The organism is Variovorax sp. V35, assembly GCF_041154465.1.
GTDB classification, from domain to species: domain Bacteria; phylum Pseudomonadota; class Gammaproteobacteria; order Burkholderiales; family Burkholderiaceae_C; genus Variovorax; species Variovorax boronicumulans.
This window is the reverse complement of sequence record NZ_AP028666.1, coordinates 4,887,635-4,913,850: the sequence shown is the minus strand read 5'-3', so window position 1 is coordinate 4,913,850 and position 26,216 is coordinate 4,887,635. Positions and strand designations below refer to the sequence as shown.

24 protein-coding genes are annotated in these 26,216 nt (G+C 68.8%); 18 read left to right on the top strand and 6 right to left on the bottom strand.

What is annotated here, in order from left to right; translation table 11 throughout:
* Positions 1-2: 2 nt before the first annotated feature.
* Positions 3-488, top strand: coding sequence for a DUF1178 family protein (locus ACAM42_RS22570; protein WP_369629479.1), 486 nt, complete (start codon positions 3-5; stop codon positions 486-488).
* A 22-nt stretch (positions 489-510) separates the two neighbouring features.
* Here the strand turns inward: ACAM42_RS22570 and ACAM42_RS22565 are convergent, their stop codons facing one another.
* Positions 511-2,298: an ABC transporter transmembrane domain-containing protein gene (locus tag ACAM42_RS22565; RefSeq protein WP_369629478.1), complete on the bottom strand. Its 1,788-nt coding sequence runs from the start codon at positions 2,296-2,298 to the stop codon at positions 511-513.
* Positions 2,299-2,376: 78 nt separating this feature from the next.
* Here ACAM42_RS22565 and ACAM42_RS22560 point away from each other — a divergent pair, with 78 nt between their 5' ends.
* From ACAM42_RS22560 to ACAM42_RS22540, 5 genes are read left to right on the top strand one after another with little or no spacing between them, the layout of a single operon-like run.
* Complete coding sequence (locus ACAM42_RS22560) at positions 2,377-2,913, top strand: MarR family winged helix-turn-helix transcriptional regulator (RefSeq protein ID WP_159271080.1); 537 nt, start codon at positions 2,377-2,379, stop codon at positions 2,911-2,913.
* Entirely contained in the window at positions 2,906-4,384 is a 1,479-nt protein-coding gene (locus ACAM42_RS22555) for an efflux transporter outer membrane subunit (RefSeq protein ID WP_369629477.1), read from the top strand. The genes ACAM42_RS22560 and ACAM42_RS22555 overlap by 8 nt, the downstream gene beginning before the upstream one ends.
* Positions 4,385-4,419: 35 nt before the next feature.
* Positions 4,420-5,745: an efflux RND transporter periplasmic adaptor subunit gene (locus ACAM42_RS22550; protein WP_369629476.1), complete on the top strand. Its 1,326-nt coding sequence runs from the start codon at positions 4,420-4,422 to the stop codon at positions 5,743-5,745.
* 35 nt (positions 5,746-5,780) lie between these two features.
* Positions 5,781-7,343 (top strand): DHA2 family efflux MFS transporter permease subunit, encoded by a 1,563-nt coding sequence (locus ACAM42_RS22545; protein ID WP_062474087.1) that lies wholly within the window; start codon positions 5,781-5,783, stop codon positions 7,341-7,343.
* 19 nt (positions 7,344-7,362) lie between these two features.
* Positions 7,363-8,271 carry a LysR family transcriptional regulator gene (locus ACAM42_RS22540; RefSeq protein WP_369629475.1) on the top strand — a complete coding sequence of 303 codons (909 nt, stop codon included), beginning with the start codon at positions 7,363-7,365 and terminating at the stop codon, positions 8,269-8,271.
* 16 nt (positions 8,272-8,287) lie between these two features.
* Here ACAM42_RS22540 and ACAM42_RS22535 read toward each other — a convergent pair whose 3' ends face one another.
* From ACAM42_RS22535 to ACAM42_RS22525, 3 genes are all read right to left on the bottom strand, one after another.
* Positions 8,288-8,731 carry a cupin domain-containing protein gene (locus ACAM42_RS22535; RefSeq protein ID WP_369629474.1) on the bottom strand — a complete coding sequence of 148 codons (444 nt, stop codon included), beginning with the start codon at positions 8,729-8,731 and terminating at the stop codon, positions 8,288-8,290.
* 51 nt (positions 8,732-8,782) lie between these two features.
* Entirely contained in the window at positions 8,783-9,400 is a 618-nt protein-coding gene (locus tag ACAM42_RS22530) for a cysteine hydrolase family protein (RefSeq protein ID WP_369629473.1), read from the bottom strand.
* Between the two features lie 107 nt (positions 9,401-9,507).
* On the bottom strand, positions 9,508-10,716 hold the full coding sequence (locus ACAM42_RS22525) for an AGE family epimerase/isomerase (protein ID WP_369629472.1): 1,209 nt from the start codon (positions 10,714-10,716) through the stop codon (positions 9,508-9,510).
* A gap of 340 nt (positions 10,717-11,056) precedes the next feature.
* On the opposite strand from ACAM42_RS22525, the gene ACAM42_RS22520 reads away from it, so the two are divergent.
* From ACAM42_RS22520 to ACAM42_RS22485, 8 genes are all read left to right on the top strand, one after another.
* Positions 11,057-11,827 carry an ABC transporter ATP-binding protein gene (locus ACAM42_RS22520; protein ID WP_307693422.1) on the top strand — a complete coding sequence of 257 codons (771 nt, stop codon included), beginning with the start codon at positions 11,057-11,059 and terminating at the stop codon, positions 11,825-11,827.
* A 1-nt stretch (position 11,828) separates the two neighbouring features.
* The gene (locus tag ACAM42_RS22515) at positions 11,829-12,536 is read left to right on the top strand and encodes an ABC transporter ATP-binding protein (RefSeq protein ID WP_062474075.1); all 708 of its coding nucleotides are present in this window, start codon (positions 11,829-11,831) and stop codon (positions 12,534-12,536) included.
* Positions 12,537-12,573: 37 nt separating this feature from the next.
* Complete coding sequence (locus ACAM42_RS22510) at positions 12,574-13,773, top strand: ABC transporter substrate-binding protein (RefSeq protein WP_307693421.1); 1,200 nt, start codon at positions 12,574-12,576, stop codon at positions 13,771-13,773.
* Positions 13,774-13,804: 31 nt separating this feature from the next.
* Positions 13,805-15,001: an ABC transporter substrate-binding protein gene (locus tag ACAM42_RS22505; RefSeq protein WP_062474071.1), complete on the top strand. Its 1,197-nt coding sequence runs from the start codon at positions 13,805-13,807 to the stop codon at positions 14,999-15,001.
* A gap of 132 nt (positions 15,002-15,133) precedes the next feature.
* Positions 15,134-16,009 carry a branched-chain amino acid ABC transporter permease gene (locus ACAM42_RS22500; protein ID WP_062474069.1) on the top strand — a complete coding sequence of 292 codons (876 nt, stop codon included), beginning with the start codon at positions 15,134-15,136 and terminating at the stop codon, positions 16,007-16,009.
* Between the two features lie 10 nt (positions 16,010-16,019).
* Positions 16,020-17,006 (top strand): branched-chain amino acid ABC transporter permease, encoded by a 987-nt coding sequence (locus tag ACAM42_RS22495; protein WP_174254353.1) that lies wholly within the window; start codon positions 16,020-16,022, stop codon positions 17,004-17,006.
* 107 nt (positions 17,007-17,113) lie between these two features.
* Positions 17,114-17,563 (top strand): cupin domain-containing protein, encoded by a 450-nt coding sequence (locus ACAM42_RS22490; protein ID WP_062474067.1) that lies wholly within the window; start codon positions 17,114-17,116, stop codon positions 17,561-17,563.
* Positions 17,564-17,960: 397 nt separating this feature from the next.
* Positions 17,961-18,719 carry a hypothetical protein gene (locus ACAM42_RS22485; protein ID WP_369629471.1) on the top strand — a complete coding sequence of 253 codons (759 nt, stop codon included), beginning with the start codon at positions 17,961-17,963 and terminating at the stop codon, positions 18,717-18,719.
* Between the two features lie 21 nt (positions 18,720-18,740).
* On the opposite strand, the gene ACAM42_RS22480 is transcribed toward ACAM42_RS22485, so the two are convergent.
* Positions 18,741-19,832 carry a lipocalin-like domain-containing protein gene (locus tag ACAM42_RS22480; RefSeq protein WP_369629470.1) on the bottom strand — a complete coding sequence of 364 codons (1,092 nt, stop codon included), beginning with the start codon at positions 19,830-19,832 and terminating at the stop codon, positions 18,741-18,743.
* A 5-nt stretch (positions 19,833-19,837) separates the two neighbouring features.
* Positions 19,838-20,917 carry a PLP-dependent cysteine synthase family protein gene (locus ACAM42_RS22475; protein WP_070063094.1) on the bottom strand — a complete coding sequence of 360 codons (1,080 nt, stop codon included), beginning with the start codon at positions 20,915-20,917 and terminating at the stop codon, positions 19,838-19,840.
* 96 nt (positions 20,918-21,013) lie between these two features.
* Here ACAM42_RS22475 and ACAM42_RS22470 point away from each other — a divergent pair, with 96 nt between their 5' ends.
* The 4 genes from ACAM42_RS22470 (at position 21,014) to ACAM42_RS22455 (ending at position 26,049) form a co-directional block, all read left to right on the top strand.
* A complete protein-coding gene (locus ACAM42_RS22470; protein ID WP_369629469.1) occupies positions 21,014-23,521 on the top strand; it encodes a penicillin acylase family protein in 2,508 nt (835 codons plus the stop codon).
* A 224-nt stretch (positions 23,522-23,745) separates the two neighbouring features.
* On the top strand, positions 23,746-24,453 hold the full coding sequence (locus tag ACAM42_RS22465; protein WP_369629468.1) for an STN domain-containing protein: 708 nt from the start codon (positions 23,746-23,748) through the stop codon (positions 24,451-24,453).
* Between the two features lie 3 nt (positions 24,454-24,456).
* Positions 24,457-24,984: an RNA polymerase sigma factor gene (locus ACAM42_RS22460; RefSeq protein ID WP_095949059.1), complete on the top strand. Its 528-nt coding sequence runs from the start codon at positions 24,457-24,459 to the stop codon at positions 24,982-24,984.
* A 72-nt stretch (positions 24,985-25,056) separates the two neighbouring features.
* The gene (locus ACAM42_RS22455) at positions 25,057-26,049 is read left to right on the top strand and encodes a FecR domain-containing protein (protein ID WP_369629467.1); all 993 of its coding nucleotides are present in this window, start codon (positions 25,057-25,059) and stop codon (positions 26,047-26,049) included.
* The last annotated feature ends 167 nt before the right edge of the window (positions 26,050-26,216 follow it).

Sequence of the window (26,216 nt, the reverse complement as noted above, 5' to 3'; positions counted from 1 at the left end):
GCATGAAGGTCCTCGATCTCCGCTGCACGCACGGCCACGGCTTCGAGGGCTGGTTCGCGTCCAACGAGGCGTTCGACAGCCAGCTCGCCAGCGGCCTCGTCGAGTGCCCGGTCTGTGGCGACACCGCCATCGTCAAGCTGCTGAGTGCGCCCCGCCTGAACCTGAGCAACGCCAAGGCGCCGAAGGAAGAAGGGCGCGGCGACACGGCCCGCGCGCCGTCGGCGCCTGCATCGCCTTCCACGCAGGTATCGGCATCTTCGACTTCACCCGAAGCCCGCTGGATGCGCGCCGTGCGCGAAGTGCTGGCCAAGACCGAAGACGTCGGCGACCGCTTTGCCGACGAGGCGCGCAAGATGCACTACGGCGAAACCGCCGAGCGTGGCATCCGCGGCCAGGCCACGCCGGAGCAGACGGAGGCGCTGCTCGACGAAGGCATTCCGGTGATGGCGCTGCCGATCCCGGCGGCGCTCAAAGAAACCCTGCAGTAACTGACCGACTGGCCCGATCGGGTCAGGCCGTGAACTGCAGCGCGGCCAGCCGCGCGTACACGCCGCCTTGCGCCACCAGCGCCGCGTGCGTTCCCTGTTCGACGATGCCGCCGTGGTCCAGCACGATGATGCGGTCGGCCTTCTGCACGGTCGCCAGGCGGTGGGCGATCACGAGCGTGGTGCGGTTTTCCATCGCCGATTCCAGCGCGGCCTGCACCATGCGTTCGCTCTCGGCGTCGAGCGCGCTGGTGGCTTCGTCCAGCAGCAGCAGCGGCGGGTTCTTCAGGATGGCCCGCGCGATCGCGATGCGCTGGCGCTGGCCGCCCGACAGCCGCACGCCGCGTTCGCCCAGGAAGGTGTCGTAGCCCTCGGGCAGGGCCTGCAGGAAGTCGTGCGCGAAGGCGGCGCGCGCCGCGGCGTGCACCTCCTCGGCGCTGGCGTCGGGCCGGCCGTAGCGGATGTTCTCGAAGGCGCTGGCCGAGAAGATCACCGCGTCCTGCGGCACGAGGCCGATGCGGGTGCGCAGGTCGTGCAGCGCAAGCGCGTCCAGCGACGCACCGTCGAGCACGATGCGGCCCGACTGCGGGTCGTAGTAGCGCAGCAGCAACTGGAACACCGTGCTCTTGCCCGCGCCGCTCGATCCCACCAGCGCCAAGGTCTCGCCCGGCGCGATGTCCAGGCTGAAGTCGCGCAGCGCCGGCGTGCCCGGCCGCGAAGGGTAGTGGAAGGTGATCGCGTCGAAGCGGATCGCGCTGCCCGCGGCGGGAACCGGCGCGACTGCCGGCCGTGCGGGCGAGGCGATGGCCGTCGGTGCGTGCAGCAGTTCCATCAGGCGCTCGGTGGCGCCGGCCGCGCGCAGCAGGTCGCCGTACACCTCGCCGAGCACCGCGGTGGCGCTCGCCAGGATCGCCACGTAGACCACGGTCTGGCCCAGGTGGCCGGCCGTGATGTCGCCGCGCAGCACGGCCTGCGTGCCTTCGTACAGGCCCCAGAGCAGGGCGGCCGAGGTGGCGATGATGATGAAGGCCACCAGCACCGAGCGCGCGCGCGTGCGGCGCACGGCGGTGTGGAAGGCGTTCTCGGTCGAGCTGTTGAAGCGGTCGGCCTCGCGGCCTTCGGCCGTGTAGCTCTGCACCACGGGAATCGCATTCAGCACCTCGGCCGCGATGGCGCTCGAGTCGGCCACGCGGTCCTGGCTGGCGCGCGACAGCTTGCGCACGCGGCGGCCGAACCACATGCTCGGCAGCACCACCAGCACCAGGATGCCCAGCACCTGCACCATCACATAGGGGTTGGTCCAGACCAGCACCGCCAGCGCGCCCACGCCCATGACGGCGTTGCGCAGGCCCATGCTCAGCGATGAGCCGACGACCGTCTGCACCAGCGTGGTGTCGGCCGTGAGGCGCGACAGCACCTCGCCGGTCTGCGTGGTCTCGAAGAAGGCCGGGCTCTGCTGCAGCACGTGGCCGTAGACCGCGTTGCGCAGGTCGGCCGTGACGCGCTCGCCGAGCCAGCTCACCGTGTAGAAGCGCGCGGCCGAAAACAGGCCGAGCGCCACGGCCACCGCGAAGAGGGCGCCGAAGTGCTCGCGCAGCGCCATGGTCTGGGCGCCCTTGTCGGCGCTGACCAGGCCGCCGTCAATCAGGCTGCGCAGGGCGATAGGAAAAGCCAGCGTCGTGACGGCCGCCATCACCAGGAAGACCCCCGCCAGAACGATCTGCACGCGGTAGGGGCGAAGGAAGGGGCGCAACCCCGACAGCGAGCGGGGCGAGCCCTTGGCTGCGGAGGACGACGGAGGGGAAGAAGCCATGGGCGCGAATTCTACCGAGCCCTTGCCCCCACAAAGGTCGCCTTGACAGTAATTGCCATGACAACTAATATTTGGGCCATGAGCGATGCCCCCATTTCCCCGGTTCCTCCGACGCCCGACGAGGCCGTGCGCCCGCCGGCTGACTTCTATCGCGCCGAGGACTACCGCGCCGAAGAGAGCATCGGCTACCTGATGCGCCGCATCGTCACGTCCGTGGGCCAGACCGTCGGCACGCGCATGTGCGAGCCCGGCAGCCCCACCTACCCGCAGTGGGTGCCGCTGTACAAGCTGCACGTCGGCGCCGCCACCACCGTGGCCGAACTGGCCCGCGCCTGCGAGCTCGACACCGGCGCCATGACGCGCCTGCTCGACCGCCTCGAGGCCAAGGGCCTGTGCCGGCGCGTGCGCTCGCTCGAAGACCGCCGCGTGGTCAACATCGAACTCACCGACGAAGGCCGTGCGGCCGCGAAGGAAGTGCCCTATGTGCTGAGCCGGGTGCAGAACGAGTACCTGGCCGGTTTCAGCCTCGAAGAATGGGAGCAGCTCAAGGACTACTTGCGCCGCATCCTCGACAACGCACAGGGCCTCGCGGCCCGTGGAGAGAAGAATGACTGAGTCTTTCGCCGTGCGCGCGCTGCGCCGCACGCCCGTCGTGGCCGCCGCGCTGGCGGTGGTCGCGCTCGCCGGTTGCGCCGACATGGCCGGCATCGGCTCGCACGCGAAGTTGCGCGATGCATCCACGCTCGGCATCGCGGCCGACCCCGCGCGCGCCAACGTGCCCAGCCTGGACAGCCAGTGGTGGCAGGCCTTCGGCGACAGCCAGCTCAATGCGCTGGTCGACCAGGCCGTGGCCGGCAACCCGAACCTGCAGGTCGCGCGTGCGCGCCTCGTGCGCGCCCAGGCCTCGGCGGACATCGCCGGCGCGGCGCTGCTGCCCAAGGTCGGCGCCGACCTGAACCTGAACCGCCAGAAGTTCAACAGCAACTACATCTACCCGGCGCCGCTGGGCGGCTCGACGCAGAACATCGGCCTGCTGCAGCTCGGCGCGAGCTGGGAGCTCGATTTCTTCGGCAAGAACCGCAGCGCGCTCGACACCGCCCTCGGCGCGGCCAATGCCGCCGCAGCCGACGCCGATGCCGCGCGCGTGCTGCTCGCGAGCAACGTGGCGCGCAGCTACTTCCAGTGGGCGCGCCTGAACGAACAGGTCGAAGTGGCCAAGCGCACGCTGGCCCAGCGCGACGAGACCTTCAAGCTGGTGCGCGACCGCGTCTCGGCCGGCCTCGACACCCGCCTCGAACTGCGCCAGAGCGAAGGCGGCCTGCCCGAAGCCCGCCAGCAGATCGAAGCGCTCAACGAGCAGATCGCGCTGCAGCAGCACGCGCTCGATGCGCTCGTGGGCCAGCCCAACGTGTCGGCCTCGCTCAAGCCGCCGGTGCTCGCGGGCGTGAAGCCGATGGCGCTGCAGGCGAACATCCCGGCCGACCTGCTGGGCCGCCGCGCCGACATCGCCGCCGCGCGCTGGCGCGTCGAAGCGGCCACCAGCGACGTGGCCAATGCGAAGACCCAGTTCTATCCCAACGTGAACCTCACGGCCTTTGCCGGCTTCCAGAGCCTGGGCTTCGGCAAGCTGCTCAAGTCGGGCAGCGAGCAGTGGGGCGTGGGCCCGGCCATCCACCTGCCGATCTTCGAGGGCGGGCGCCTGCGCGCCAACCTGCGCGGCAAGTCGGCCGACCTCGACGTGGCCATCGAAAGCTATAACGCCACCGTGCTCGATGCCGTGCGCGACGCGGCCGACCAGGTGTCGAGCGCGCAGTCGATCACGCGCCAGCAGACCGAACAGCGCGCCGCGCAGACGGCCGCCGAAGGCGCCTACGACATTGCCGTGCAGCGCTACCGCGCCGGCCTGGGCAACTACCTCAACGTGCTGACCGCCGAAACCGCCGTGCTGGCCCAGCGCCGCCTCGCGGTCGACCTGGCGGCCCGCGCCCTCGACACGCAGGTGGGCCTGGCACGCGCCCTGGGCGGCGGCTGGCAGCCGCCGGCCACCGCGACGGCGTCGGCGCCGACGGCCGCCACCCAGAACTGATTTGCTGATCCGCCTTCTTCGGAAAGAACTCCATCATGAGCGATAACAACACTCCGACATCCGCTTCCCCCGTGCCCCCCACCGCAGCGCCCGAGGCGCCTGCTAGCAACGGCAAGCGCCGCCGCGCACTCACCGCGCTCACCGCCGTGGTGCTGGTCGCCGGCGGCGGCTGGGGCCTGTACGAATGGCTGGTCGCCAGCCATTACGAGAACACCGACAACGCCTACGTGCAGGGCAACGTCATCCAGATCACGCCGCAGATCGGCGGCACCGTCATGGCTATCGGCGCCGACGACACCGACTTCGTGAAGGCCGGCCAGCCGCTGGTGCAGCTCGACCCGGCCGATGCCAAGGTCGCGCTCGAGCAGGCCGAGGCCGCGCTCGCGCAGGCCGTGCGCCAGGTGCGCACGCTGTACGCGAACAACGGTTCGCTGGCCGCGCAGGTCACGCTGCGCCAGAGCGACATCGCCAAGGCCCAGAGCGACATCGCCAAGGCGCAGGACGACCTGCAGCGCCGCCGCGCGCTGTCGGGCAACGGCGCCGTGTCGAAGGAAGAACTCAACCACGCCGAGACGCAGCTGGCCAACGCCAAGAGCGCACTGGCCGCCGCACAGGCCGGCGTGGTCGCCGCGCGCGAGGCGCTGGCCAGCAACCAGTCGCTGACCGAAGGCACCAGCGTGGCCCAGCACCCGAGCGTGCTGGCCGCCGCCGCCAAGGTGCGCGAGGCCTACCTCGCCACGCAGCGCGTGGCCATGCCCGCGCCGGTCGACGGCTACGTCGCCAAGCGCACCGTGCAGCTGGGCCAGCGCGTGGCCGCCGGCACGCCGATGATGTCCATCGTGCCGCTGCACCAGCTGTGGGTCGACGCCAACTTCAAGGAAGTGCAGCTGCGCAACATCCGCATCGACCAGCCCGTGAAGCTCACCGCCGACGTCTACGGCAAGAAGGTCGAGTACACCGGCAAGGTGGCTGGCCTGGGCGTGGGCACCGGCGCCGCCTTTGCGCTGTTGCCGGCGCAGAACGCCACCGGCAACTGGATCAAGGTGGTGCAGCGCGTGCCCGTGCGCATCGCGCTCGACCCCGAGCAGCTCAAGGCCAACCCGCTGCGCATCGGCCTGTCGATGGACGCCGAGATCGACATCACGCAGAAGACCGGCAAGATGCTGGCCGACGCACCGCGCAGCACCGCCTTCGCGCAGACGCAGGTCTACAGCCAGCTCGACCGCGGTGCCGACGCCGAGGTGGACCGCATCGTGGCCGCCAACCTCGGCCGCGGTACGCCCACGGCGGCGGTGAGCCGTCCGGCGGCCTCCAACGCTGCGCCGGCCGCGCACGTCGCCACGCAGGGCCAGCCGGGCTGATCGCCGCCGGCTGCTGAACCCTCACAGCTCGCGCCATGGCCACTGCTGCTCCTGCCTATATCGCGCACCCCCCGCTCGAGGGCTCCGCCCGCGTGTGGGGCACGGTCGCGCTGTCCGCCGCCACCTTCATGAACGTGCTCGACTCGTCGATCGCGAACGTGTCGCTGCCGGCCATCTCGGGCGACCTCGGCGTGAGCACCACGCAAGGCACCTGGGTCATCACCAGCTTCGCGGTGGCCAACGCCATCGCGGTGCCGCTCACGGGTTTCATGACCCAGCGCTTCGGCCAGGTGCGCCTGTTCATGGCCAGCGTGATCCTGTTCATGGTCGCTTCGCTGCTGTGCGGCCTGGCACCCAACATGACCACGCTCATCCTGTTTCGCGCGCTGCAGGGCTTCGTGGCGGGGCCGATGATCCCGCTGTCGCAGACGCTGCTGCTGTCGAGCTACCCGAAGGCCAAGGCCGGCCTGGCCATGGCGATGTGGTCGATGACCACGCTGGTCGCGCCCGTGATGGGGCCGCTGCTCGGCGGCTGGATCACCGACAACATCTCGTGGCCGTGGATCTTCTACATCAACATCCCGGTGGGCATCGTGGCCGCGGCCATCACCTGGACGCTGTACCACAAGCGCGAGAGCAAGACGCACAAGGTGCCGATCGACGCCATCGGCCTGGCGCTGCTGGTGCTGTGGGTGGGCTCGCTGCAGCTCATGCTCGACAAGGGCAAGGAACTCGACTGGTTCCACTCGGCCGAGATCGTCACGATGGCCGTGGTGGCCGTGGTCGGCTTCGCCTTCTTCCTGGTCTGGGAGCTGACCGACAAGCACCCGGTGGTCGACCTGTCGCTGTTCAAGCGCCGCAACTTCTGGTCGGGCGCGGTGGCCACGGCCATTGCCTACGGCCTGTTCTTCGGCAACGTGGTGCTGCTGCCGCTGTGGCTGCAGCAGTGGATGGGCTACACCGCCACGCAGGCGGGGATGATCATGGCGCCCGTGGGGCTGCTGGCGATCTTCTTCTCGCCGGTGGTGGGCCTCACCGTGTCCAAGATCGACCCGCGCCGCTACGCGACCTTCTCGTTCCTGGTGTTCGCGCTGGTGCTGTGGATGCGCTCGAACTTCAACACGCAGGCCGACTTCGTGACGATCATCATCCCGACGATCATCCAAGGCATCGCGATGGCGTTCTTCTTCATTCCGCTCGTGACCATCACGCTGTCGGGCCTCACGCCCGACCGCATCCCGGCCGCGTCGGGGCTGTCGAACTTCCTGCGCATCACGGCGGGTGCCATGGGCACCTCGATCGCGACCACGCTGTGGGACAGCCGCGCGGCCCTGCACCACGCGCAGCTGGTGGAGTCGGTGAACCCGGGCAACAGCGCGGCCACCAGCGCCATCTCGGGGCTGACTGGCAGCGGCTTCAGTTCCGAGCAGGTGCTCGGGCAGATCAACCGGCTGGTCGACCAGCAGTCGTTCATGCTCGCGACGAACGACATCTTCTATGCCTCGGCGGTGCTGTTCCTGCTGCTGATTCCGCTGGTGTGGCTGGCGCGGCCGCAAAAGGGCGGCGCGGGCGGCGACGCGGCCGCCGGCGCGCACTGACAACCGGCAGCGCTCGCGCATGGACCAGTTCGCGGCCATGAAGGCGTTCCGCGCCGTCGTGGAGGCCGGCGGCTTCACCGCCGCGGCCGACGCGATGGACGTGTCGCACACGGTGGTCTCGCGCCACGTCAAGCAGCTGGAAACGGCGCTGGGCGTGCAGCTGCTCAATCGCACCACGCGCCGCCTCGCGCTCACGCAGGCGGGCCAGACCTACTACGAGCACGCGCGGCAGATCCTCGACCAGGTCGAGACCGCGGCGCTGGTCGTGGCGCAGCACCAGGTCGAGCCCACGGGCCTGCTGCGCATCAACGCGCCGATGTCCTTCGGACTGGAGGAACTGGCGCAGTGGCTGCCGGCTTTTCTCGACGCGCACCCGCAGGTCAAGGTCGACCTCGTGTGCAACGACCGCTTCGTCGACCTGATCGAAGAGGGCTTCGACGTGGGATTGCGACTGGCGTATGCACTCTCGGACTCGACGCTGATCGTCAAGCGCCTTGCGAGCTTCGAGGAGTGGTGGGTGGCGTCGCCCGCCTACCTGCAGCGGCGCGGCACGCCGCAAACGCCCGCCGACCTGGCGGCGCACGACTGCCTGAACTATTCATTGGCCGCGAAGGCCGCGCAGCCCAGCTTCACCGCGCCGGACGGCAGCGTCCACACAGTCGATGTCGGCGGGCGGCTGCAGGCCAACAGCGGGCTCGTACTGCGCAGCGCCGCGCTGGCGGGCACGGGGCTGGCGGCGTCACCCGCGTTCCTCGTGCGCGCACAGGTGGCGCGCGGCGACCTGGTGCGCGTGCTGCCCGAATACCGCCAGCAACCGCTGAACCTGTACGCGCTGTATCCGCAGAACCGGCACCTGTCGCCGAAGGTGCGGGCGTTTGTCGACTTCGCCGCTGCGCGCTACCTGCCCGCGGACGGGCAGGGCGACTGAGCGCGGCGTCAGCGCCTTACTTCGCTGCGGTGGACACCAGGTCGAAGCGATCGCTCTGGTACTGGAACAGCAGACAGTTCGCGCCCGGCTCGCAGCCGCTGCGGTGCGGAAGCCGCGCCGGCAGCAGGTAGTACGAGCCGGCCGGGTACAGCACCTTCTTGCCATCATCGAAGATCGCATAGAACACACCGGAGAGCACGACGGACGGGAGCGCCTGCGTGTGGCGATGGTGCGGGTTGTCGAAGCCGGCCGGGAATTCGACGAAGGCTTCGTAGGGGCCATTGCCCGTCAGGTTGCCGCGCACGTTGGCGTAGCGGATACCGCCCGCGAGGGCTTGCCATTGCAATGTGTCGGCCGGCGCCGAGATCGGTGTGCGGGGTGCCGGCGTGGCGGCGGTTGCGAGGCCCGGCGCGCACAGGGTGCAGGACAGGGCGAGGAGCAAGGCAGAAGAGAACTTCATGGTCATGGATCGAAGAGGGTGGAGTCGTGGGGGCATGCGAAGGGCAGGGCGTCAGGCGTCCGCCTCCAGCAGCCGCAGCACCTCGTCGGTCGAGCGCACCTCGGCCACCACATCCGACACGCCGCGCAGCGCCGCACGATGCAGCTCGCGGTGGCCCAGCACGCCGCCTTCTTCCAGGTCGAGGTCGCGCGTCGCGCAGGCATCGCCCACGATGAGGCTCTGGTAGCCGCGCGGTGCGGCGTCGAAGGCCGTGGCCGACACGCACATGTGCGTCATGAGGCCCGTGAGGATCAGCGTCGTGATGCCGCGCGCCTGCAGCTCGGCCTCGAGCGTGGTGCCAGCAAAAGCGCTCGGCGTGGCCTTGCGCAGCACGGCATGCTGAGACGCCGGACTCAGTTCATCGTGGATGCCGAAGGCGTGGCTGCCGTCCGCGAAGATCGGGCTGTCGGCGGGTGCCACGTGCTGCACATGGAACACCGGCATCGCATGCCGGTCGGCGGCATCGATCAGGCGCCGCGCCTGGCGCAAGGCGGCCAGTCCATCAGGGATGGGCATGCGCCCGTCGAAATATTCGTTCTGGAAATCGATCGCGATCAGCGCCGTGGCGGCGGGATCGAGACGGCTCGTGGGCACGGCGCCGGTGAGGCTGCGAATGCTGGGGTGCTTCATGCGTTCTCTGCGTGAGTGAAAGAAGGCCTGAAGCGTAGGCAGCCCGTGCGCTGCGGGGTAGATGCGTGGCCGCACAAGATTTGTGCGGATCGTGAAGGGTGACGCGGCTACTTCACGCCGTGGCCCAGCGCCTTCAACACGTCATGGCACGCACCCATCGTGTGGTAATCGGTCTTGCCGGCCGGGCTCTTCTCGTCGCTGATCTTCGCGTTCTGCGGCGTGAGGATGCGGTACCACGCCCCGTGCGCGTGGTCGACGAAGTGGTCCCAGCTGTAGGCCCAGATCCGGTCGTACCAGTCCCAGTAGCCGGCGTCGCCCGTACGCACCGCGAGCAGGGCGGCGGCGGCGAAGCTTTCGGCCTGCACCCAGAAGTACTTGTCGCCGTCGCACACCGCGCCGTCGGGCCCGAAGCCGTAGACCAGCCCGCCGTGCGCGGCGTCCCAGCCGCGCTGCATCGCGGTGTCGAAGAAGTGGCGTGCGCGCGGCACGAGCCATTCGGTGCCGGGCGCACCAGGGCCCAGGTGGCCCTCGAGCTGCAGCAGTAGCTTGGCCCACTCGGTGAGGTGGCCGGTCTGGAAGCCCCAGGGCCGGAAGATGTTGGTCTTGTCGCCGCGGTTGTAGGCCCAGTCGACCGACCAGTCCTCGCGGTAGTGCTCCCACACCAGCCCGTCGGCGAGCGCAGCCTGCCGGCCCGTGATGCTTTCGGCCAGCGTGCGTGCGCGCTGAAGGTAGAAGGGCTCGCGCGTGGCGTCGTAGGCCGCGAGCATCGCCTCGCAGGCGTGCATGTTGGCGTTCTGGCCGCGGTAGGGGCCGACCTGCCAGCTTGGTGTCGCCTCGTCGGCGTACAGCTGGTGCTGCGGCTCCCAGAAATGCCGTTCCATCAGGTCGCGGGTGTGCGCGAGGCCGGTGCGTGCTTCCTCGACGCCGGCCATCAGCGCATGCGCGTGCGCCAGCAGCACGAAGGCCAGGCCGTAGCAGTGCTGCGTGCCGTCCTGCACGGTGGCTTGATGGCCATCCCAGTCGATCTGCCATGCATAGCCACCATTCGGCTGCGCATGCGCGGCCTGCAAGAACGCCAGGCCGTGGCGCACCGCCGCAAGGTCGTCGGGCCGCCCGAAGCGGCGCCACGCCATCGCGTGGTTGAACACGAAGCGCGTGCTGCTCACGAGGTGGCGCGTGCGGCGGTCGTACACGGTGCCGTCGTCCTTGAAGAAATGGAAGAAGCCGCCCGAGGCATCGCGGCTGCGCGGCGCGTAGAACGCCAGCGTGTGGGCGACGTGGTCGGCAAGGAATTCGGGTGAGCGGAAGTTCGGCATGGCGGTGATGGATTCAATCCGGGTGAAAGCGCATCGCGGCAGCGCAGCGGGCACGCCAGTTTTTCACGAAGCGTGCATGCGTGCTCGACATCCTCATGACCTTGCGCGTGCATGCATCGCGCGTTCGCACCTGTGCGTGCTGCGGTGCGCAATGTCGTCGGGACGACAGTCGCTCGCGCAGAGGGTGCGCACTCTGTGAATGGTTGCAGTGCAGCATAGGCATTTGCCCCAGTATGCAATTGCATAGCAGCCACCAACAATCGGTCCGCGCTCGATGGTGGCGCATTGAGATGGACCGCATGACCGATTTCTTTTTTCCGCACACGGACGACGCCGCGAGATGAGCGACGTCATTCTTGAAACACGCCAGCTCACCAAGGAATTCAAGGGATTCACCGCGGTCAGCAAGGTCGACCTCTCGGTGAAGCGCGGTTCGATCCACGCGCTCATCGGCCCCAACGGTGCCGGCAAGACGACCTGCTTCAACCTGCTCACCAAATTCCTCGAGCCCACGGCCGGCACGATCCTGTTCAACGGCCACGACATCACGGGCGAACGCCCGGCGCAGATCGCGCGGCGCGGCGTGATCCGCTCGTTCCAGATCTCCGCCGTGTTCCCGCACCTCACATTGCTCGAGAACGTGCGCCTGGGCCTGCAGCGCAAGCTCGGCACCTCGTACCACTTCTGGAAGAGCGAGAAGTCGCTCAAGCCGCTCGATGCGCGCGCCCGCGAACTGCTCGCCGAGGTGGGCCTCGAAGACCTGGCCGACGAACAGACCGTGAACCTGCCCTACGGCCGCAAGCGCGCGCTCGAGATCGCCACCACGCTGGCCATGGAGCCCGAGCTGATGCTGCTGGACGAACCCACGCAGGGCATGGGCCACGAAGACGTGCACCGCGTGGCCGAACTCATCAAGCGCGTGTCGGCCGGACGCACCATCCTGATGGTCGAACACAACATGAGCGTGGTCTCGACCATCGCCGACACCATCACGGTGCTGCAGCGCGGCGCCGTGCTGGCCGAAGGCCCCTACGCCGAAGTCTCGAAGAACCCGCAGGTGATGGAGGCCTACATGGGCACCACCGACGGCGAAATGCAGGGGGCTCACTGAGATGACCGCTGCACTCGAAATCAAGGGCCTGCAGGCCTGGTACGGCGAATCGCACGTGCTGCACGGCGTCGACATGGTCGTGCAGCCGGGCGAGGTCGTCACGCTGCTGGGCCGCAATGGTGCGGGCCGCACGACGACGATGCGCGCCGTGATGGGGCTCACCGGCGCCCGCAAGGGCAGCATCAAGGTCAACGGCGTCGAGACCGTCTCGATGGCGACGCACCGCATCGCCCACCTGGGCATCGGCTACTGCCCCGAAGAGCGCGGCATCTTCGCCAGCCTCTCGTGCGAAGAAAACCTGATGCTGCCGCCCGAACTCAAGGGCGCGGGGCAGGGCATGTCGGTCGACGAGATCTACGCCATGTTCCCCAACCTGGCCGAGCGCCGCCACAGCCAGGGCACGCGCCTGTCGGGCGGCGAGCAGCAGATGCTGGCCGTGGCGCGCATCCTGCGCACCGGCGCCAAGCTGCTGCTGCTCGACGAAATCTCCGAAGGCCTGGCGCCCGTCATCGTGCAGGCGCTGGCCCGCATGATCACCACGCTGCGCGCCAAGGGCTACACCATCGTCATGGTCGAGCAGAACTTCCGCTTCGCGGCGCCGCTGGCCGACCGTTTCTACGTGATGGAGCACGGCCGCATCGTCGAGAAGTTCGGCGCCGCCGAGCTCGAAGCCAAGATGCCCGTGCTGACCGAGTTGCTCGGCGTCTGAGTTCTTTCACCCCTTCTTGCTACTGCTGGAGACATCCATGAAAAATCGGCTCACCGCTTTCGCCCTGGCTTTCAGCGCACTGGCGCTCGCAGCGTCCGCCCAGGCGCAAGGCCAGGACAAGGTCAAGATCGGCTTCATCACCGACATGTCCAGCCTGTACGCCGACCTCGAAGGCAAGAACGGCGCGCTGGCGATCCAGATGGCCATCGACGACTTCGGTGGCAAGGCGGCCGGCAAGCCGGTCGAGCTGCTCACCGTCGACCACCAGAACAAGCCCGACATCGCCGCCTCGAAGGCGCGCGAGTGGATCGACACGCAAGGCCTGAGCATGGTCTTCGGCGGCACCAACTCGGGCGTGGGCCTGGCGCTGGCCAAGGTCGCGGCCGAGAAGAAGCGCGTGTACTTCAACAACGGCGCGGCCTCCTCGGCGCTCACCAACGAACAGTGCTCGCCCTACACCGTGCACTACGCCTACGACACCGTCGCGCTGGCCAAGGGCACCGGCGCCGCGGTGGTCGACGGCGGCGGCAAGACCTGGTTCTTCCTGACGGCCGACTACGCCTTCGGCCACGCGCTCGAAGCCGACACCTCCACGGTCGTGAAGGCCAAGGGCGGCACGATCGTCGGCGCGGTGCGCCATCCGCTCAACGCCTCCGACTTCTCGTCGTTCCTGCTGCAGGCGCAGAACTCCAAGGCGCAGATCCTGGGCCTGGCCAACGCGGGCGGCGACACCGTCAACAGCATCAAGGCCGCCAAGGAGTTCGGCATCGGCAAGTCGATGAAGCTGGCCGGCCTGCTGATCTTCCTGAGCGACGTGCACAGCCTGGGCCTGAAGAACACCGAGGGCCTGCAGTTCACCACCAGCTGGTACTGGGATCTGAACGACGAGACCCGCAAGTTCGCCAAGCGCTTCTTCGACAAGACCAAGCGCATGCCCACCGAGATCCAGGCCGCCGACTACTCGGCCACCATGACCTACCTCAAGGCCGTGGACGCCGCCAAGACCGACGATGCCGACAAGGTCATGGCCGAGCTCAAGAAGATGAAGCTCAACGACTTCTTCGGCACCGGCCAGATCCGCCCCGACGGCCGCTACGTGCACGACATGTACCTGATGCAGGTCAAGTCGCCCGCCGAATCGAAGACGCCGTGGGACTACTACAAGCTCGTGAAGAAGCTGCCCGGCGACACGGTGTTCACCACCAAGGCCGAGTCCAAGTGCACGCTCTGGAAGTGACACCACCGAACACCCCACAGGAACAACATCCATGAAGACCACCACATTCGCTCTCTCCGCCGTTTTCGCCGCCGCTGCGCTGGCCGCCGGTGCCGCCCAGGCACAGGACAAGGTCAAGATCGGCTTCGTCACCGACATGTCGAGCCTGTACGCCGACGTCGAAGGCAAGAACGGCGCGCTGGCGATCCAGATGGCCATCGACGACTTCGGCGGCAAGGTCAACGGCATGCCCATCGAGCTGCTCACGGCCGACCACCAGAACAAGGCCGACATCGCCGCCTCCAAGGCGCGCGAGTGGATCGACACGCAGGGCCTGACCATGCTGTTCGGCGGCACCAGCTCCGGCACGGCCCTGGCCATGGCCAAGGTGGCGCAGGAGAAGAAGCGCGTCTTCGTCGTGAACGGCGCCGGCAGCTCGGCGCTCACCAACGAACAGTGCTCGCCCTACACCGTGCACTACGCCTACGACACCGTCGCGCTCGCCAAGGGCACCGGCGCGGCCGTGATCGGCCGTGGCGACAAGAGCTGGTACTTCCTGACCGCCGACTACGCCTTCGGCCAGGCCCTCGAAGCCGACGCGACCAAGGTCGTGAAGGAAAAGGGCGGCACCGTGCTGGGCTCGGTGAAGGCGCCGCTCAACACCTCCGACTTCTCGTCCTTCCTGCTGCAGGCGCAGAACTCCAAGGCGCAGGTGCTGGCGCTGGCCAATGCCGGCGGCGACACCATCAACAGCATCAAGGCCGCGAAAGAGTTCGGCATCACCAAGAGCATGAAGATGGTGGGCCTGCTGGTGTTCGTGACCGACGTGCACAGCCTGGGCCTGAAGAACACCGAAGGCCTGCTGCTCACCACCAGCTGGGACTGGAACCTGGACGACAAGACGCGCGCCTTCGGCAAGCGCTTCTTCGAGAAGACCAAGCGCATGCCCACCGACATCCAGGCCGCCGACTACTCGGCCACCATGACCTACCTGAAGGCCGTGCAGGCCGCCAAGACGGTCGATGCCGACAAGGTCATGGCCACGCTCAAGTCCACGCCCATCGACGACTTCTACGCCAAGGGCAGCATCCGCGCCGACGGCCGCTTCGTGCACGACATGTACCTGGTGCAGGTCAAGTCGCCGGCCGAATCCAAGCAGCCGTGGGATTACTACAAGGTGGTCCAGAAGTTGAAGGGCGAAGAAGTCTTCACGACCAAGGCCGAAAGCCGCTGCGCATTGTGGAAGTAACCCCCCAGGCTTCGCGCACTTCGTGTCGCTTCGCCAACCCCCCTTTGCAAGGGGGGCGGGCCGGCCGCTTCGGGCGGCCGTGCGCGGCGGCCCCCACGCACAGAAAGAGCCCGTCGGTTTTCTGAAACGTCTATGAATATTTCCCTTCCCGCCTTGTTGAGCCAGCTCCTTCTGGGGCTGGTCAACGGCTCGTTCTACGCCATCCTGAGCCTCGGGCTGGCGGTGATCTTCGGTTTGCTCAACGTCATCAACTTCGCGCACGGCGCGCTGTTCATGCTCGGGGCCGTCCTCACCTGGATGGCGATGGAGTACCTGGGCGTCAACTACTGGGTGATGCTGATCGCCGCGCCGGTCCTCATCGGCCTGTTCGGCGTGGTCATCGAACGATTGCTGCTGCGCTGGATCTACAAGCTCGACCACCTCTACGGCCTGCTGCTCACGCTGGGCCTCACGTTGCTGATCGAAGGTGTGTTCCGCTCGGTCTACGGCGTGTCGGGGCTGCCCTACGACGCGCCCGAGCTGCTGTCCAGCGCCACCGACCTGGGCTTCATGGTGCTGCCCAACTACCGTGCCTGGGTGGTCGTGGCGTCGCTGGTGATCTGCTTTGCGACCTGGTACGTGATCGAGAAGACGCGCCTGGGCGCCTACCTGCGCGCCGGCACCGAGAACCCGCGCCTGGTGGAAGCCTTCGGCGTCAACGTGCCGCTGATGATCACGCTGACCTACGCCTTCGGCTGTGCGCTCGCCGCCTTCGCCGGCGTGCTGGCCGCGCCGGTGATGCAGGTGTCGCCGCTGATGGGGCAGAACCTCATCATCGTGGTGTTCGCGGTGGTCGTGATCGGCGGCATGGGCTCCATCATGGGCGCCATCCTCACGGGCCTGGGCCTGGGCGTCATCGAAGGGCTCACCAAGGTTTTCTATCCCGAGGCTTCTTCGACGGTTGTGTTCGTGATCATGGTCATCGTGCTGCTCATCCGCCCCGCCGGCCTGTTCGGCAAAGAGAAATAAGGCGAGCGGCATGAACATGAAAAAAATCTCCACCGTCGTCTACGCGCTGCTGCTGGTCGCCCTGGTGCTCGCACCGTTCTTCGGCGCCTACCCGGTGTTCGTGATGAAGCTCATGTGCTTCGCGCTGTTCGCCGCGGCCTTCAACCTGCTGTTGGGCTACACCGGGCTGCTGTCCTTCGGCCACGCGGCCTTCCTGGGCGGCTCCGCGTACGTGGCGGGCCATGCGATCAAGGTCTGGGGCCTCACGCCCGAGCTGGGCCTGATCGCGGGCACGCTCACCGGCGCCTTGCTGGGCTGGCTGTTCGGCGTGCTGGCCATCCGCCGCCAGGGCATCTACTTCGCGATGATCACGCTGGCGCTCGCGCAGATGATGTTCTTCGTCGCGCTGCAGGCCAAGTTCACGGGCGGCGAAGACGGCCTGCAGGGCGTGCCGCGCGGCAAGCTCTTCGGCATCGTCGACCTGTCGAACGACCTCACCATGTACTACGTGGCGCTGGTGATCGTGGTCGCGGCCTTCCTGCTGATCGTGCGCACCATCCATTCGCCGTTCGGGCAGGTGCTCAAGGGCATCAAGGAAAACGAGCCGCGCGCGCTCTCGCTGGGCTACGACGTGAGCCGCTTCAAGCTGCTGGCCTTCGTGATCTCGGCCGCGCTGTCGGGCCTGGCCGGTTCGCTCAAGACGCTGGTGCTGGGCTTTGCCACGCTGTCCGACGTGCACTGGACCGCCTCGGGCCAGGTCATCCTGATGACGCTGGTGGGCGGCCTGGGCACGCTGTCGGGTCCCATCGTGGGCTCGGCGGTGGTCGTGCTGCTCGAGAACAAGATCGGCGAACTCGGCAACTTCCTGGCACGCATCACGACCGTCGACTGGTTCAACACGCTGGGCGAGTCGGTCACCATGGTCACGGGCCTGATCTTCGTGATCTGCGTGCTGGCCTTCCGCAAGGGCATCATGGGCGAGATCATCGCCTTCATCGAGCGCCGCCGCGCGAAGTAGCGATGCAGGTGGCGCGGCGGCGGGGTGGTTACCCTCCCTGCAGCGCCACCGCTTGTGCCCCCCGTGCCCGGGGCGCAGAATCCGGCTCCCACTTCGAGGAGCCGGCCATGGCCCTTCTTCCGTACTTTGTCCTCACACCCGAGCGGCGCGAAACGCCGCTCAACGTGCTCGGCACGCAGGTGACGGTGCTGGCGTCGAATGCCTCGACGCAAAGCTACGGCGTCACCTTCCAGCGCGGCGACGAAGGCACGGGCCCACCACCGCACAGCCACGACTGGGACGAGTCGTTCTATGTGCTCGGCGGCGAGGTCGAATTCCTGTGCGATGGCCAGGCCCATCGGTGCCAGCCCGGCACGCTGGTGCACGTGCCGCGCGGCACGGTGCACGGCTTTCACTACGGCAAGGGCGGCGGGCAGATGCTCGAGATCACGGGGCAGGACGCGATGGCCGCCCAGATGTTCACCGCCATCGACCGCGAGATTCCGGTCGGGCCGGCGCCCGACATTCCGAAGCTGCTGGCGGTGCTGGCGCGCAATGGGGTGACGGTCTCGGCGTGAGCCGCGGCCCTCATCGGCATTGACACGCGTTCGGGCCTTGCGTCGAGCCGGTCGTCGCGTGCGATGGGGGTTGCATCGTGCCGTCTTTCCAGCCGCGTGCGATGCAGGTTGCCCGGCAGATTTCGCGGCCTGCGAGGCCTGTCGAATTGCCGCTGCGGCCGGAGCCCAACAGCACTCCCGCGAGGGCGATCGCCGCGAACACGGCGACCGCGATGAATGCCGTGCGCAGCTTCTGGCGGCGTGTGGGGTTCGTGGGCGGTGGGCTGCTCGGCATGGCGTGAGGCCGACTCTATCCAAAACCACCGGTTCCCGTGGCGACGCCGCATGCAGCGCTCGGCACAATCATCCGCACCCGGCCGCACAGGCCCACACCGACAAGAAGATGGAGGAGACCCCCATGCGCAGTTGGCTGCTCGCACTTTTCGTGGCGCTCGCGCTGACAGGGTGCATGACCCCACCGCCGCTGCCGCCGAACGGCGGCCAGCTCGCGAAGGGCGCAAAGGTCGGCCTGCTGGTGCGCATCCCCACCGCATCCGCGGAACACATGCACGTGGGCACGACCGTCTTCAACAACTTCTCGACCACGTACCCGTTTCCCTGGAACCCCACGGCCAAGGTCTACGAGGCCTTCACGTCGGAGCTCGAAAAGGCCGGCTTCCAGGTGGTGCGCCTGACGAGCTTTGCCACGACCTCCGTCAACGCGCTGGCCGTCTTCAAGGACGGTCGCTGGATCGCGAATCCCGCGCAGGCGTGGGCTGCACGAAAGCTGAAGGACGATCAGATCTCCGCCGTGGTCCTCGTCGAGGCGACGAAAACGCAGGCGCGCATGGAGTGCACCGGTGGGCCCTGCGGCGAGAGCTTCATGCAGAACTCGGGCCTCTTCACGCGCAGCATGCTGGGGTCGACGCGCTACTTCGCGGTGCCCGCGATCGAAGCCAAGGTCTTCGTCATGGACCCGCCGCTGAACCTCGCGGCCTACGAGCCGATGCTCGCCCAGCAGCGGCAACGGGTGCGGCAACTCAAGGATTTCCCGGAACCGCGCGACCTCAAGCGGTTGAGCACTGCCGAGTTCGCGCCGGTCGCTTCGGCGATCGACGACCACGTCCGCGCGCTGTCGCGCAACACGGCGCAGGCGCTGAGCCAGGGCGTGAAGTAGCCCCTCGCGCCGGGCTTCGGCTCACAGCCGCAGCGGCGCCGCGTACCCCGTCATCTCGAGGTAACCGCGCCCCACGCGCTGGCCCTGCTGCGCATCGCGCAGCTCGCTCAAGCCTTCCCAGTACACACCGCCCGTGGAGCCCCGGCTGTCCAGTTCCTGGTCGTCGAGCAGGGCCTGCACCTCGAAGCGGCCCGCGGGCGTGTCGATGCGCCAGTGCGTGGGGTAGCTCGCGCGCGTGCGCGGGCTGGTCCAGCTGCGCAGCGCCTCGAAGCGCACCTCGCCGGGCTGGAAGATGCGCGCCGCGCCGCCGCGCGGGCGGAACGAGCCGCCCGACCACAGCGCGCTGCCGTCGCGGCGGCGCAGGTGGAAGGCGGTGAGCGCGCTGCCGTCGTCGAGGTTCATGCCGATCCAGTCCCAGCCCACGGCCTCGGGGTGCATCAGCGCCTCGCTCCACTCGTGGTCGAGCCACGCGGTGCCGGCGATCTCGAACGGGGCCTGGCCTTGCAAGGTGAGGCGGCCCTGTGCCTGCAGCTGCGGCTCGCTGTAGTAGTAGCTCGCCTGCTCGGGCTCGGGGCCCTTGCGCGACAGGCCTTCGCGGCCCTGCAGCAGCACGGGTTGCGACGGCGCGAAGCGCAGGTCGAGCGTGAATTCGCCGGCGGGGATGCGCGCGGTGTAGGCGCCGCTGCCGGCGTCGCGCACCAGCGACCAGTCGCGCAGCCGCACGTCGGTGTCGGCCTCGCTGGCCGAGGCCACGTCGAAGCCCGCGCGTGCGATGCGCTGGTCGTGCCGCAGCACGCGGCCTTCGAGGTCGGTGACGGCGGCGTGCGCGAACACGAGTTGCTTGGCGGCGAAGGCCGAGCGCATGGCCTGCGTGGCGTCGACGCGCGAGCGGAAGAAGGTCACCTGGAAGCCGAACGCGCGGCCCGCGGCGGTCTGGCCGTGGCCGGTGATGTACCACCACTCGGTGCGCAGCTCGGGGTGGCTGCCGAAGTCGCGTGGAAACTGCAGCGCCTTCGCGGGCAGGGCCCAGGCGGCATGCGGCGCGCCCGAGGCGGCCAGCGCGGCCAGCAGCAACAGCTGCCGCCGCGCGATGAGGCCACGGGGCGGGCGCATGGCCATCAACCCGCCACCAGCGCGTCGATGCGTTGCTGCGCCGGCGCGATGTCGCCGAAGGCGTTGCGCACCCAGTCGGCGTCGTGGTAGCTCGGCAGGTAGCGTTCGCCCGCGTCGCACAGCAGCGACAGGATCGAGCCCTGCTGGCCGGCTGCGCGCATCTCGTGCGCCACGGCCAGCATGCCGACGAAGTTGGTGCCGGTCGACGGGCCGACCTTGCGGCCCAGCAGCGCCGACAGCGCATGCATGGCGGCCACCGAGTCGAGGTTGGGCACTTCGAGCATGCGGTCGACCAGCGTGCGCACGAAGCTGGGCTCCACGCGCGGGCGGCCGATGCCTTCGATGCGCGAGCCGGGCGCCGTGAGCGTGGCGTCGCCGCTGCGGTGGTAGGCCGAGAACACCGAGCCCTCGGGGTCGGCCACGCACACCTGCGTGTCGTGGCAGCGAAAGCGCAGGTAGCGCCCGATGGTGGCGCTGGTGCCACCGGTGCCGGCGCCCACCACGATCCACGCGGGCACCGGATGCCGCTCGCGCGCCATCTGCTGGAACATGCTCTCGGCGATGTTGTTGTTGCCGCGCCAGTCGGTCGCGCGCTCGGCGTACGTGAACTGGTCCATGTAGTGGCCGCCGGTGCGCTCGGCCAGCGCGCGGGCCTCGTCGTACACCTGCGCCGCGTGGTCCACGAAGTGGCAGCTCGCGCCGTAGAAGGCGATCTGCGCCACCTTCTCGGGCGAGGTGCTGCGCGGCATCACGGCGATGAAGGGCAGGCCCAGCAGCCGCGCGAAGTAGGCCTCGCTCACGGCGGTGGAGCCGCTCGAGGCCTCGACGATGGTCGTGCCTTCGCGCACCCAGCCGTTGCACAGCGCGTACAGGAACAGCGAGCGCGCGAGCCGGTGCTTGAGGCTGCCGGTGGGGTGCGTCGATTCGTCCTTCAGGTACAGGTCGATGCCGTGCGCGGCCAGTGCGGGCAGCGGCAGCGGAATGAGGTGCGTGTCGGCGCTGCGCTGGTAGTCGGCTTCGATGCGGCGGATCGCGCCGGCGAGCCAGCTGTCGCAGGAGGAGGTTGAAGGGGTGGTGGGCTGCATAGCGCCAGTCTACAAGTCATGCCTTGTAACCCGGCGGGTGACAGAAATCGGGATACTGCCCGCTGCCAATCCACAACAAGACCGGAGACGAACTGCATGAAGAGAATGAACCATCGGCTTTCCCTGGGCGCCGTGTCGCTGGCGGTGCTCGCCCTCGCAGGGTGTGCGTCCAATGCCCCGGGCGTGAACACGCCCACGCGACCCTCCTCATCCTTCGCGGTGCCTGGTTTGGAGAAGCCCGCCGAAGTGCTGGTCGACCGCTGGGGTGTGCCGCACCTGTACGCCGGCACGCTCTACGACGCCTTCGTGGCGCAGGGCTTCATCGCCGCGCGCGACCGGCTCTGGCAGATGGACCTGTGGCGCAAGCGCGGCCTGGGCGAGATGGCGAAGGACTTCGGCCCCGCCTGGGTCGAGAGCGACCGCGCCGCGCGCGCCGTGCTCTACCGCGGCGACATGTACCGCGAATGGCTGGCCTACGGCTCCGACGCCAAGCGCGTGGCCGAGGCCTTCACGGCCGGCGTCAATGCCTACGTGGCGCAGGTGCGTGCGCAGCCCGCGCTGCTGCCGACCGAGTTCGCGCTGCTGGGCTACCAGCCGGCCACGTGGTCGCCCGAAGACGTGGTGCGCATCCGGCACCACGGGCTCACGCTGAACTTCACGTCGGAGGTCGACCGCGCACGCGCGTTCTGCGCCGGCGCGCCGGGCGCCAAGGCCGACTGGCTGCGCCGCGAACTCGATCCGCCGGTGACGCCCAAGGTGCCCGAGGGCTTCGATCCCTGCAGCCTTCCGGTGGCGGAGCTGCGCGCGGCCTACCTGCGGGCGACCGATGCGCCGCGCTTCACCAAGGAGAACACGCGCGTGGGCATGAACGCGGGCGCGTCTTCCGCGCCGGTCGCGCTGCTGCCCGGCAGCGCCGAGGCGATCGCCGCGAAGGCCGAGCAGGACGAGGCGGCGCAGGGTGATCCCACGGCCGCCTACGGCAGCAACAACTGGGTCATCGCGCCGAAGCTCACGTCCACGGGCCGGCCGATTCTGGCCAACGACCCGCACCGCGCGCACGGCGCGCCGAGCCTGCGCTACATGACGCACCTGAGCGCGCCCGGCATGGACGCCATCGGCGCCGGCGAGCCCTTCCTGCCGGGCCTGTCGATCGGCCACAACGGCACCATCGCCTTCGGCCTCACGCGCTTCTACATGGACCAGGAAGACCTGTACGTGTACGAACTGAACCCGGGCAACCCCGAGGAATACCGCTACCAGGGCCGCTGGGAGCCGATGACGCGCGTCACCGAGCGCATCGCGGTCAAGGGCGAGGCCGCGCCGCGCGAGGTGGTCAACACCTTCACGCGCCACGGCCCGGTGCTGGTCGCGGAGCCCGGCAAGCGCCGCGCCTTCGCCCTGCGCGCCGCCTGGCTGGAGCCCGGCATGGCGCCGTACTTCGGTTCGATGGACTACATGCGCGCGCGCAACTGGGACCAGTTCCGCGCCGCCATGAACCGCTGGGGCGCACCGGGCGAGAACCAGGTGTATGCCGACAGCAGCGGCAACGTCGGCTGGATTCCGGGCGGGCTCACGCCGATCCGCCCGAACTGGGACGGCCTCATGCCCGTGCCGGGCGACGGCCGCTATGAATGGTCGGGCTTTCGCAACGGCGACGAGCTGCCCTCGGAGTTCAACCCCGCGCGCGGCTATGTGGTCACGGCCAACGAGAACAACATCCCGCCCGACCATCCCGCCGCGAAGAAGGGCGTGGGCTACGAGTGGAGCGATGCGGCCCGCGCGCGCCGGCTCAAGGAACTGTTCGCGGCCAAGGTGGCGGCGGGTTCGCGCTTCACCATCGAAGACTCGGAGCGCATGCAGAACGACATCGTCGCGACGCCGGCGCAGCGCGTGCTGAAGCTCCTGGCCGGCCAGCGCAGCGACGACGCACAGACCGCGGCGGCGCTGCGCCTGCTGCAAGGCTGGGACGGCGCCATGGACCGCGACAGCGCGGCCGCCGCGTTGTACGAGGTGTGGAGCAGCAAGTTCCTGCGCCAGGCCGTGCTCAAGGCGGGGGCGGGCGATGCCGCTGCTGCGCTGGCCGCGCCCGGCGACAACACGCGCATGGTGCTGCTGCTGGAGAACCCGTCCGGCTGGGTCAGCAACGCGCAGCGCGACGCCTTGCTGCTGACGGCCTTGCCCGCCGCGATGCAGGAGCTGTCCGCCAAGCTCGGGCCCGACACGTCGGCGTGGAAGTGGGGCGCCTTGCACCGCGCCGAGTTCCGGCATCCGCTGGGCGGCGTGGTCGATGCGGCCACGCGCAAGAAGCTCGAGGTGGGCGACTGGCCGATGTCCGGCTCGTCGTTCACGCCGATGGCGGCCACCTACCGCGCGAACGACTACAAGCTGACCTCCGGCGCGTCGTTTCGCATGGTGCTCGACGTGGGCAACTGGGACGCCTCGCGCGTCATCAACACGCCGGGCCAGTCGGGCAACCCCGACAGCCCGAACTACCGCGACCTGGCGCCGCTGTGGCTCGAAGGCAAATACGTGCCGCTGGTCTACAGCCGCGGCGCGGTCGAGAAAGAAACGGTGGAGCGAATCCAGCTGACGCCGGGGCGCTAGCAGGACCGGTCACGCAAGAGGGCGCTGCCCCGCGCCCCGCCGCGGCGCGCCCGGCCCTGCCGGTCGTCACGCGGTCGTCATTCGCCGATGTGATGCTTGCAGGAGTTGAAATACTGCCCACAAGCTTGCTGACACGATCCACTTCTTCCTTGTTGACTTCAGCGCATGGTGGTCGTGGGCGAGTGGTTGGACGGGGCTTGGGCCGGGGCAGGGACGACAGGTTCGTGCGAGCCTTCGTCTCCGGCCTGACGTGCACGGCAGTGTGCGTCTGCATCGCCTGGGGATCGACAGCGAAGGCCGTGGCCGCGGGCACCGACGTGCAGTCGGCAGATGCCGCCACCCGCGCGTCGTCCGAATCGCAGATGCTGGACTTCGACCTGCCGGCGCAGCCCTTGGCGGCTGCCCTGGCGCAATACGCCGCGGTGTCGGGCCGATCGGTGATGTTCATCGACGAGTGGGTGGCGGGGCGAACTTCGGCCCCGGTGCGCGGGCGCCATGCGCCGCATGCCGCCTTGCGGGCCTTGCTGGCCGGCACGGGTTTCACTGCGGATGACGTGGACACGCAGCTTTCCGGTGCCTTCATATTGAAGCGCGTTGCAGCGGCGCCCGGGGTGGCGTCGACTGGTGGCTCGCAACGCGGGTACGACGCCCTGGTCCAGGCCCGTGTCTGGGACGCGCTGTGCGCCGATCTGCGCACGGCCCCCGGCCACTACCGCGCGATCCTGCAACTGCAGGTGACCGCGTCGGGCCGCCTCAGCCAGGCCCGCCTGGTGTCGTCTTCGGGAGACCCCGCGCGGGACGCCGCCATGCTTGCGGCATTGGCCCCTCTGAAGATGGACCGTCCCCCGCCGGCGGACCTGGCGCTGCCGCTCACGCTGGCCATCCTTCCGCACGACGTGTTGCCCGGGCCCCGCTGTGCCACGGTGCACTGACGCATGACGGAGAACGTCATCCCGCTGCTGCGCAGCTTCCTGGTGCAACGCTACGAGCAGCTCAGGCAGCGCCTGGCCGTGCGGCTGGGCAATCGCGAACTGGCGGAAGACGCCTTGCACGAAACCTGGCTGAAGCTGGAGCGCAGCCAGCCCATGGCGGGCCCCATTGCCACACCCCAGGCGTACCTGCTGCGCATGGCGGTCAACCTGGCCATCGACGTCCGGCGCGCACAGAGCCAGGTCTTGCTGTCCGACGACATCGAGATGCTGATGAACGAGCTGCCGGACCCGGCGCCCGGTCCGGCCGAGGTCGCCGAGGCCCGTTCGCAGCTGGAGGCGCTGGACGGCCTGCTGTCGCGCCTGCCGCCGCGCCGCCGCGAAATCCTGCTGCTGGTTCGCCTGGAGGGCTGGTCGCAGCGGGACGTGGCCACGCGGCTTGGCATTCCGGTGCGGACCGTCGAGTACGAACTGAAGGCCGCGCAGGATCTTCTGTTCTCGCGGCTGGAGCCGCGCCCTGGCAGGTCTTCATGACGGCACGAAGAAATAGTTTGCGGATTGCGGTGTCGGCAACCGTCTATCAAGTACGGGGCCCCTGAAACCCACATGACGACGCACCCTTCACCACCGACGCTTCCCGAGACGCTGCGCGAAGACGCGCGCGCGTGGGTGCGCAAGCTGCATTCGGGCGCCGCCACGCAGTGGGAGGCGCAGGCGTTCCGCCGCTGGCGCGACGCGAGTCCCTTGCATCAGGCGGCGTTCGTCGAGGCCCGGCAGCAGTGGCGCGTGCTTCAACCCGAGCTGAACAGGCTGGTGCGCACCGACGCCGAAGCGGCGAGCCTTCACCGCGAGACCCTGCGCAAGCCCGCGGCGAGCCGCCGGGCCTTCCTGGGCGTGGCGGGCGCAGCCGCCGCGGCGGGTGTTGCAGGGGTGGCGGTCTATTCGCCCCTGGGGTTGTGGCCCGCGGCCAATGAATGGCGTGCGGACTGGCGCACAGCCGCCGGCGAGCAGCGTGCCATCGCGTGGTCCGACCAGGTTGACGTGACCATGAACACCCGCACCAGCATCCGCCGGGTGGCCTCGGACGACCAGGCCGAGGGGCTGGAGTTGCTGAACGGCGAAGCGGCGATCGAGATGCTGCCCAGTGCACGCACCTTCAGCGTCTTGGCCGGCGCCGGTCGCAGCATTGGCGAATCGGCGCGCTTCGAGATCAGCCGCCTGGAAGGGCGGGTGTGCGTGACCTGCCTGGCGGGGCACGTGCGCATCGAGCATCCGGCCGGCGACCGTGTGCTGCTGGCACGCCAGCAGGCGGTCTACCGCGACCACTCGATCAGCGGCATCGCCGCCGCGGACCCCGAGGTGGCTTCTGCCTGGCGGCGCGGTGAGCTCGTGTTCAAGCAGACTCCCTTGTCGGTGGTGCTGGACGAGATCAATCGCTACCGCCCCGGGCGTGTGGTCCTGATGGTGGATTCGCTGCGGGGGAAAACGGTCACCGCGACCTTCAAGCTCGACCGTCTCGATCTGGCCTTGCTCCAGATGCAGCGCTCCTTCGGTTTGAACGCCCGGTCGCTCCCTGCCGGCGTGCTGGTCCTGAGCTAGTGTGGTGTCCCGCAAATAGCTGCGCATGAAATCGCGCCTTTCACGCCAGGGCGGCGTTGCAAATCCTCGCGATACCTACGGGTATCGCTGCGGTTTGCGCCTTGCCCTGACGCGAAACGCATCGATTTCATTTTGCGCAGCTATTTGCGGGACACCACACTAGAGGT